This is a genomic window from Kitasatospora sp. NPDC058190, assembly GCF_042883685.1.
In the GTDB taxonomy this organism is placed as follows: domain Bacteria; phylum Actinomycetota; class Actinomycetes; order Streptomycetales; family Streptomycetaceae; genus Kitasatospora.
In genome coordinates this window covers 161,001-169,285 of record NZ_JBHVVI010000005.1, presented here as the reverse complement: position 1 = coordinate 169,285, position 8,285 = coordinate 161,001, and the positions used below count along the sequence as shown (strand labels likewise).

At 74.9% G+C, this 8,285-nt stretch carries 5 protein-coding genes and 1 pseudogene; 3 read left to right on the top strand and 3 right to left on the bottom strand.

Annotated features, from left to right (window positions below):
* Both ACFVWU_RS04045 and ACFVWU_RS04040 read right to left on the bottom strand, forming a co-directional pair.
* Window positions 1–1,079 (bottom strand): annotated as a pseudogene (locus ACFVWU_RS04045) (hypothetical protein); the annotation flags it as partial.
* 67 nt (window positions 1,080–1,146) lie between these two features.
* On the bottom strand, window positions 1,147–2,148 hold the full coding sequence (locus tag ACFVWU_RS04040; RefSeq protein WP_387615212.1) for an SMI1/KNR4 family protein: 1,002 nt from the start codon (window positions 2,146–2,148) through the stop codon (window positions 1,147–1,149).
* Between the two features lie 665 nt (window positions 2,149–2,813).
* Here ACFVWU_RS04040 and ACFVWU_RS04035 point away from each other — a divergent pair.
* Window positions 2,814–3,275 carry a YwqJ-related putative deaminase gene (locus tag ACFVWU_RS04035; RefSeq protein ID WP_387615209.1) on the top strand — a complete coding sequence of 154 codons (462 nt, stop codon included), beginning with the start codon at window positions 2,814–2,816 and terminating at the stop codon, window positions 3,273–3,275.
* Window positions 3,214–3,894 carry an SUKH-3 domain-containing protein gene (locus tag ACFVWU_RS04030; RefSeq protein ID WP_387615207.1) on the top strand — a complete coding sequence of 227 codons (681 nt, stop codon included), beginning with the start codon at window positions 3,214–3,216 and terminating at the stop codon, window positions 3,892–3,894. Before ACFVWU_RS04035 ends, ACFVWU_RS04030 begins: the two co-directional genes overlap by 62 nt.
* A 34-nt stretch (window positions 3,895–3,928) precedes the next feature.
* On the opposite strand, the gene ACFVWU_RS04025 is transcribed toward ACFVWU_RS04030, so the two are convergent.
* Window positions 3,929–5,197, bottom strand: coding sequence for a sensor histidine kinase (locus ACFVWU_RS04025; protein ID WP_387615204.1), 1,269 nt, complete (start codon window positions 5,195–5,197; stop codon window positions 3,929–3,931).
* A gap of 260 nt (window positions 5,198–5,457) precedes the next feature.
* On the opposite strand from ACFVWU_RS04025, the gene ppc reads away from it, so the two are divergent.
* Window positions 5,458–8,268 (top strand): phosphoenolpyruvate carboxylase, encoded by a 2,811-nt coding sequence (gene ppc / locus ACFVWU_RS04020; RefSeq protein ID WP_387615201.1) that lies wholly within the window; start codon window positions 5,458–5,460, stop codon window positions 8,266–8,268.
* Window positions 8,269–8,285: the final 17 nt, after the last annotated feature.

Below are 8,285 nucleotides of genomic sequence, written 5' to 3'. Positions count from 1 at the left end.
GCCTGCTCCACCGGGGCGCGGCCCGCAGGCGGGGCGGCCGGGGTGCCGGGCGTGGCGAGCATGGTGGGCGCCTGCTCCACCGGGGCGCCGCCCGTAGGCGCGGCGGCCGGGGCACCGGGCAGGCCCATCAGTCCGGGCATGGCGTCCGGCGGCGCGAGCAGCGTCGGCGCCGGCTCGGCCGCCGCGGCGGGCACCGGGGCCGGCGGGGCGGCGGGCGGCGCGGCCGGGGGCTGGGCGGCGGACGGCGGGATCGGAGGCATGCCGTAGCCACCGCTGCCCGGGGGCATCAGCATGGTCGCGGCCTCGGCCCCGGCCGGGGCGGGCGTGTCGGGCAGGTCCGAGCCGGAGGTGCGCAGGCCCTCGGACATCAGGACGGTCGCCGCCTCGGCGCCGAGCGGAGCGTTCGGCACCACCGGCGCGACCGGCGGCGGCACGGGCGCGGCGGCCGGGGGCTGCGGCACGGGCGGGGCGAGCATGGTCGGCGCGTCCCCGGCGGGCCGGTCGGAGACCGGCGGCTCGGTCAGCACGGCGGGTGCGGGTGGCACCGGCAAGGGCGCGGGCGGCACCGGCACCGGCGGCTCCTCGGCGGCAACCGGACCGGCAACCGGCGCCGGAGCCGGAGCGGCGGCGGCAGCCGGAGCGGCCGCGCCGCCCAGCTTCTCCGCCTCCGCCGCGATCGCCGCGGCCCCCGCCTCCTGCAGCCACTGCGGCGGGCTGAGCAGGAAGGAGGTGGCCTCCACCGGCCCCGGTGCGGGCTTCGCCGCCCCGGCCGGGTTGGCCGCGACCGGCCGCCCGTAGATCTCCTCGTACTGCCGGACCACCTCGTTGACCGGCAGCGCCGGCCACAGCGTGCTGGCGCCCGAGTCCCGGGCGATCACCAGCCGCGCCTCACCCGAGCCGACCTGGTCCGCCCCGGCCGCGCCGCCGTCCGGACCGGCGGTCGTGTCCGCGGGCGCGACCGCCCAGCAGACGAAGCCCAGGTCGAACTCCCGGACCCGCACCTCGCGCTGCTGCGAGCGCGGCACGCCGCCGTTGATCCACTCCTCGGCGAGCTCCTGCGCCTGCGCGTACGTCACCACGCCCGGTTCACCCCTGTCCGCATCCTCTTCGTCCCCCGTTCCACCTGCACCCCGGCGCCCACGCGCGTCAGCCCACCGGGACGGCGCGGGCGAACCCGCCGTCCACCATCAGCTCCGCGACCGTCTCCAGCTCCGGCGGACTGCCGGCCAGCCGCAGCAGGAAGGCGTCGAAGTCGTCCCCGCAGGGCAGCAGCAGCCGGGCGCAGCGGTCCTCGGGGGCCTCCGGGGCGCCTGTGTCGCGGGCGTCGTCGTACAGGTGGAACCAGACCGAGCCGATCCGGTCGCCGCGCACCTTGAGTGCGACGATGCCGCCCTGCACGTAGGCGATGCCCAGGTAGTCCTTGGTGAGGTGGTCGCGCAGGCACTTGTTGGCGTACACGACGTCCTCGACGCCGTACTCCTCGCTGAGGGTCAGGAACGGCTGGTCGAACAGCATGCCGAGCTCGGTGTCCAGCGCCACCCCGACCGGGCCGCGGCCGCCGCCCAGCTTGAGGAAGGTGCGGTAGGCGCCGGGCAGCCGGTAGCCGAGACGCTCCTCGGCGCGCTGCACCAGGTCCTCGGGGACGCCGATCGGGTCGCCGCCGTCCCTGGCCAGCGAGAAGTGGACGGGCCGGCGCTCCTGCAGCGGGCGGGTGCCGCGGCGGGAGTGGTCGGCGGGCGAGGTGGCCAGGCCGCCGTGGTGCCGCAGCAGGGCCTTGACCTCGACCGGGACGAGCTCCATCCGCCGCCAGCCGGGGGCGGCCCGGCCGACCGCGTGGTGCCAGGTCCAGCCGGGCGGGGTGGCCACCGCGGTCTCCAGGTCGGCCCAGAGCGGGTGGCCCTGGGTGAACAGCGCGGCGTTGGCCGAGACGTAGTCGGTCAGCCGCAGTTCGTCCACGCCGAAGCCCTCCGGCGGGTCGGCGACCTCGGCCGCCGCGGCGGCGTACGGACCGAAGTCCGGATAGCCGGACTCGTCCACCCGGACCCCGGCCGGGTGCCGCTCCGCGCGGACCGGATCCGGGAACTGCACCACCTGACCTGCGTACGCCGCGTTCGGTGCGGCGGTGACGCCGGGCCGACCTGTCGTCATCTGGGAGCCCCCACTGGCTGCTGCAAATTCTCGGTGCGCTTGCTGGGCACCAGCCTATTGGGTCACCCGGCCGGCCGGACCCCCGCATCCAGCCCCTCCCAAGACCTCCGCCACTCCCTTCCGCCGGGTCCGCGTGGGGTGTGGCGGCCGTAGGCGGACCGGGACGGGGAGGTGCACCCGGCGTCGATCCCGGTGGCCGGCCGGACGTCGGTCCGCGGGGCGTCCGGCCGGGAGTTGGGGCCGAACCGCTCGTGTCGGCCCTCCTCCCGCGCGCCGCGCCCTCCGACCATCCGTACGGCATCGGCGAGTTCACCGCCGGACGGCCGTCGGCCACCCGCAACGGTTCCTCCGTCGACGCGAGTTGACCGAGCCGGCGGCCGGGGCGCGCGCCCGTCGGCTCGCTGCCGGAACCGTAGCGACCTCGGCGGCCGCCCGGGGGCGGTTTCGGTAAATCGGCGGACAAGTCGTGACGGCGGTGTGCGGATCCGGTCGGGGTCGGGCCAGGATGCCGACGGGCGCCCGGGCCGATCCGCCAACGGCCGTACGGGCGTTCGGCCGTGCCCGCACCCCGGTTGTGCGCTTGTCGGTGTCAAATGACAGGCTTGCTCCGGACCAACAGGAACCAACAGGGACCGGACCGCCGGGAACGAGGAGGAGGACACCGCATGACCACCGGTGAGCCGGCGGGCCCGCCTGTGCTGCGCCACCACCGCGACAGCCTGCTGCCCGCCGTCGCCGCCGCGCTGTCACTCAAGGGCGGCGAGGTGCACACCCTGGCGGGCGACAAGGACGAGCGGCGCCCGGTCCTGCACCCGCTGGTCGGCGAGTTCCTGGACACCCTGCCGGTCGAGGCCCGCGAGCGGTTCACCGGCCGCTGCCCGGAGGCCGTCCTGCTCTCCCAGTACCTGACCACGGTCGACGGCAGGCGCTCCAAGCGCGCGGCCCGCAAGCCGATGAGCCTGAACGAGGCCCGCAAGGCGCTCAAGGGCGCCCGGATGACGACCGTCCGGATCCGCGAGGAGGGCGACCCGGCACACGGCACGCACGCCCCGCCGTGCCGCTCCTGTGCGCCGATGCTGGAGCACTTCACGGTGCAGAGCGTCGCCGTCGGACCGCCCGCGCGCTGACCGGCCGCGCGCCGGCCGCCGCCCTTCGTACGTTCCCTGTCCCCGAGCCCCGGAGTCCGCCCTGAATCCGCCCAGCCCGCCCCCGCCCCCGGCCCCGGCCACCCTGTCCGCGACCGGCACCCTCGGGCGGACCCGCCCGCGCTTCCCCGCCGACGTCGCCGCCGAGCTCAAGGCGGCCGGCTGGCACCCCGGCCGCTGGCAGATCCGGCAGGCCGAGGAGTGGGCCGACACCCTGGCGGGGTACGGCGGGTCCGGCGGCGTCCAGCACGCGGTGTTCCCCGCGGCGGTCGAGGCCTGGGCCGAGTTCGGCGCCCTCGCCTTCGACCTGTCCGGCCCGGGCCGCCAGCTGGCCCGCACCCCGTTCCTGATCGACCCGCTGTGCGGACTGCACCAGCCGCGCACCCTGTTCGACCTCGGCCGGGCACTGGGCACCCGGCTCGCCCCGCTCGGCGAGGAGGCGTACGGGCAGGCGCTGCTGGCCGTCGACGAGGAGGGCCGGGTCTACAGCCTGGACCACACCGGCGAGTGGTTCCTCGGCCACGGCATCGACCAGGCGATCAGCACCCTGGTCCTGGGCACCGCCCCGGAACGGCTGCGCACCGCGGAGGAGCACTCCTAGCCCGAGCGGTCCGTCCCAGCCCGAGCGGTCCGTCCTAGCCCAGCCGGTCCGTCCGGACCGCCAGCCGGGACGGCAGCACCGCCTCGACCCGGAACCCGCCGTCCGCCTCCGGCCCGGCCGAGAAGGTGCCGCCCAGCGCGACCACCCGCTCCCGCATCCCGACCAGCCCGTTGCCGCCGCTGGGCAGCTGCGCCGCACCCCGCTCACCGCCGGGACAGGCGTTGACCACGCTCACCCGCACCCCGTTCGGCGCGTACGCGAGCAGCACGGACACCTGCGCCCCGCCCGCGTGCTTGTGCGCGTTGGTCAGCCCCTCCTGGACGACCCGGTACGCGGTCTGCTCGGCCTCGCCGGTGAACTCCTGCCGGCTGCCGCTGACCGTCAGGGTCACCGCCATCCCGGCCGCCCGGGACTGGTCGACCAGCCGGGGCAGTCCGGCCAGCGAGTCCGGCTCCGGCTGCCGCTCGTCGTCCATCCGCAGCACGCCGAGGATCTCGCGCAGCTCGTTCAGCGCCTGCCGGCCCACCTCGCCCATCAACTTGGCGCTCTGCGCGGCCTTCTCCGGGTCCTTGGCGACGATCCGCTCCAGCGCCCCGGCGTGCACCACCATCAGCGACACCCGGTGCGCCACCACGTCGTGCATCTCCCGGGCGATCCGGGTGCGCTCCTCCAGCCGGGCCCGGCGGGCGCGTTCCTGCGCCTGCTCGGCGAGCAGGTCCAGTTCGGTCTCCAGGCCGTGCGCGCGGTCCTTGAGCGACTCGATCAGCCGCCGCCGCGCCCCCACGTACAGTCCGGTGACCACCGGGGGGACGGTCAGCCCGACCGCCACCAGCACCGCTATCAGCACCTGGACCCAGAGCGCCGGCTGCTCCACCGTCGAGTCGCCCGGCGTCAGCATCGACACCATCATCACCGCGACCGCCTCGGCGAAGGCGAGCACCGACAGCGCCACCACCCGCCAGCGCCGCGAGGGCCACTCCCAGGTCTCCGCCAGCGTGTAGAGGGACACCACCAGCAGCAGCACCCCGAGCATCCCGGGCATCAGCACCAGGGTCACCAGCACCGGTACGGCCGGCCACCGACGGCGCAGCACCAGCGAGCCGCCCGCCAGCGTGCCGAGCACCGCGACCGCGACCGTGCCCGCGCCCGACAAGCTCACCCGGGCGCCCAGGAAGGCGATCGTGCTGGCCGAGCACTCCAGCGCGGCCAGCAGCGCCAGCGCGATGTCCAGGAAGGCGCTGCGCGGCCGCTTCCACCACCAGAACGACCGGACCGGCGCGCGCTCCCCAGGCGACTTGCTCATGCGTGACAGCCTAAGCCGCAACCCCCTCCCTTCCCCACCGAGATGATCCGGCACACCTCGCGGACCGCTCAAGTGGTCCAGACCACAGGGGTTTCTCGGCCGGCCTGTCCGCCATCCGGCCACCTCTCGGACAGCGACCGCCCCGAGACCTATGCTGGTCGCGTCGGACAGCGCGGTCCGCACGCGTCACACCCGCCACACTGCGCGTGGACCTGTGACGATGAGCCGTTGCCGAACCCCACCACCACAGGGAGCCAGCCGTGACCGCTCCGGTCCCCACCCCGGCGGACAGTCCCACTGTCCTCGCCGCCGGCGCAGCCGCAGACAACTCGGCCCTGCGCGCGGACATCCGCCGCCTCGGCGACCTGCTCGGCGAGACGCTGGTCCGCCAGGAGGGCCCCCAGCTGCTGGGCCTGGTCGAACAGGTCCGACTGCTCAGCCGCACCGACGGCGAGGCCACCGCCGAACTCCTCTCCGACATCGACCTGGACACCGCCGCCAAGCTGGTCCGCGCGTTCTCCACCTACTTCCACCTCGCCAACGTCACCGAGCAGGTGCACCGCGGCCGCGAGTTCGCCACCCGCCGCGCCCGCGAGGGCTCGCTGCTCGCCCAGACCGCCGACCAGCTCGCCGAGGCCGACCCCAAGCACCTCGAGGACACCCTGGCCCACCTCGCGGTCCGCCCGGTCTTCACCGCCCACCCCACCGAGGCCGCCCGCCGCAGCGTGCTCAACAAGCTGCGCCGGATCGGCGAACTCCTCGACCGCATCCACCGCGAGGAGCTCACCTCCGGCCTGGTCGCCGCCGACCCGGCCCGCACCAGCAGCGCCAAGCGCTCCGCCGACCGCCGCCTCGCCGAGGTCATCGACCTGCTCTGGCAGACCGACGAGCTGCGCATCGCCCGCCCCGAACCCACCGACGAGGCCCGCAACGCCGTCTACTACCTGGACGAGCTCTACCGCGAGGCCGTCCCCGAGGTGCTGGAGGAGCTGCACGAGGAGCTCGCCCGGGTCGGCCTGGGCCTGCCCGAGGGCGTGCGCCCGCTCACCTTCGGCACCTGGATCGGCGGCGACCGCGACGGCAACCCCAACGTCACCCCCCAGGTCACCTGGGACGTCCTCAACCTCCAGCACGAGTACGGGATCAAGGACGCCCTCGCCGCCATCGACGAGCTGCGCAACACCCTCTCCACCTCCGAGCGGCTGGCCGGCGCCTCGGTCGAACTGCTCGCCTCGCTCAACACCGACCTGCACCGGCTCCCCGAACTCAGCCCCCGCTACAAGCGGATGAACGCCGAGGAGCCCTACCGCCTCAAGGCCACCTGCATCCGGCTCAAGCTGGAGAACACCCGCGAGCGCCTGGCCGGCGGCACCCCGCACGTCGAGGGCCGCGACTACCTCGGCACCCGCGAGCTGGTCGCCGACCTGCGGCTGATCCAGGACTCGCTGCGCGCCCACCGCGGCGAGCTGATCGCCGACGGCCGGCTGGCCCGCGCCATCAACACCGTCGAGGCCTTCGGCCTCCAGCTCGCCACTATGGACGTGCGCGAGCACGCCGAGGCCCACCACCACGCCCTCGGCCAGCTCTTCGACCGCCTCGGCGAGGAGGCCTGGCGCTACGCCGACATGCCCCGCGAGTACCGGCAGCGGCTGCTCGCCAAGGAGCTGCGCTCGCGCCGCCCGCTCGCCCCCACCCCGGCCCCGCTGGACGACGCCGGCACCAAGACCCTCGGCGTCTTCAACACCATCCGCGAGGGCTTCGAGCGCTTCGGCGACGAGATCGTCGAGAGCTACATCATCTCGATGTGCCAGGGCGCCGACGACGTCTTCGCCGCCACCGTGCTGGCCCGCGAGGCCGGTCTGATCGACCTGCACGCCGGCATCGCCAAGATCGGCATCGTGCCGCTGCTGGAGACCACCGACGAGCTCCAGCAGGCCGACCGCATCCTGGACGAGATGCTCTCCGACCCCTCCTACCGGCTGCTCGTCTCACTGCGCGGCGACGTCCAGGAGGTCATGCTCGGCTACTCCGACTCCTCCAAGTTCGGCGGCATCACCACCTCCCAGTGGGAGATCCACCGCGCCCAGCGCTGGCTGCGCGACGTCGCCCACCGCTACGGCATCCGGCTGCGCCTCTTCCACGGCCGCGGCGGCACCGTCGGCCGCGGCGGCGGCCCCTCGCACGAGGCGATCCTGGCCCAGCCCTGGGGCACCCTGGAGGGCGAGATCAAGGTCACCGAGCAGGGCGAGGTCATCTCCGACAAGTACCTGCTCCCCTCCCTCGCCCGGGAGAACCTGGAGCTGACCCTCTCCGCCACCCTCGCCGCCTCCGCCCTGCACACCGCCCCGCGCCAGGCCCCCGAAGAACTGGCCCGCTGGGACGCCGCGATGGACCAGGTCTCCGAGGCCGCCCACACCGCCTACCGCGCCCTGGTCGAGCAGGACGACCTGCCGAAGTACTTCTTCGCCGCCACCCCGGTCGACCAGCTCGCCTCGCTGCACCTGGGCTCCCGCCCGTCCCGCCGCCCCGACTCCGGCGCCGGCCTGGACGGCCTGCGGGCCATCCCGTGGGTCTTCGGCTGGACCCAGTCCCGCCAGATCGTCCCCGGCTGGTACGGCGTCGGCTCCGGCCTCGCCGCCGCCCGCGAGGCCGGCCTCGGTGACGTGCTGGACGAGATGTACGGCCAGTGGCACTTCTTCCGCAACTTCCTGTCCAACGTCGCCATGACGCTGGCGAAGACCGACCTGCGGATCGCCCGCCACTACGTCGAGCAGCTGGTGCCCGCCGAGCTGCACCACGTCTTCGACCAGATCGTCGCCGAGCACGAGCTCACCCTGCGCGAGGTGCTCCGGCTCACCGGCGAGAACGAACTGCTGGAGCACAACCCGGTGCTGAAGCAGACCTTCACCGTCCGCGACGCCTACCTCGACCCGATCTCCTACCTCCAGGTCGCGCTGCTGCGCCGCCAGCGCGAGGAGGTCGCGGCCGGCCGCCACGAGGACCCGCTGCGCGCCCGCGCGCTGCTGCTCACCGTCAACGGCATCGCCGCCGGCCTGCGCAACACCGGCTGACGGCAGGATCGTCGAAG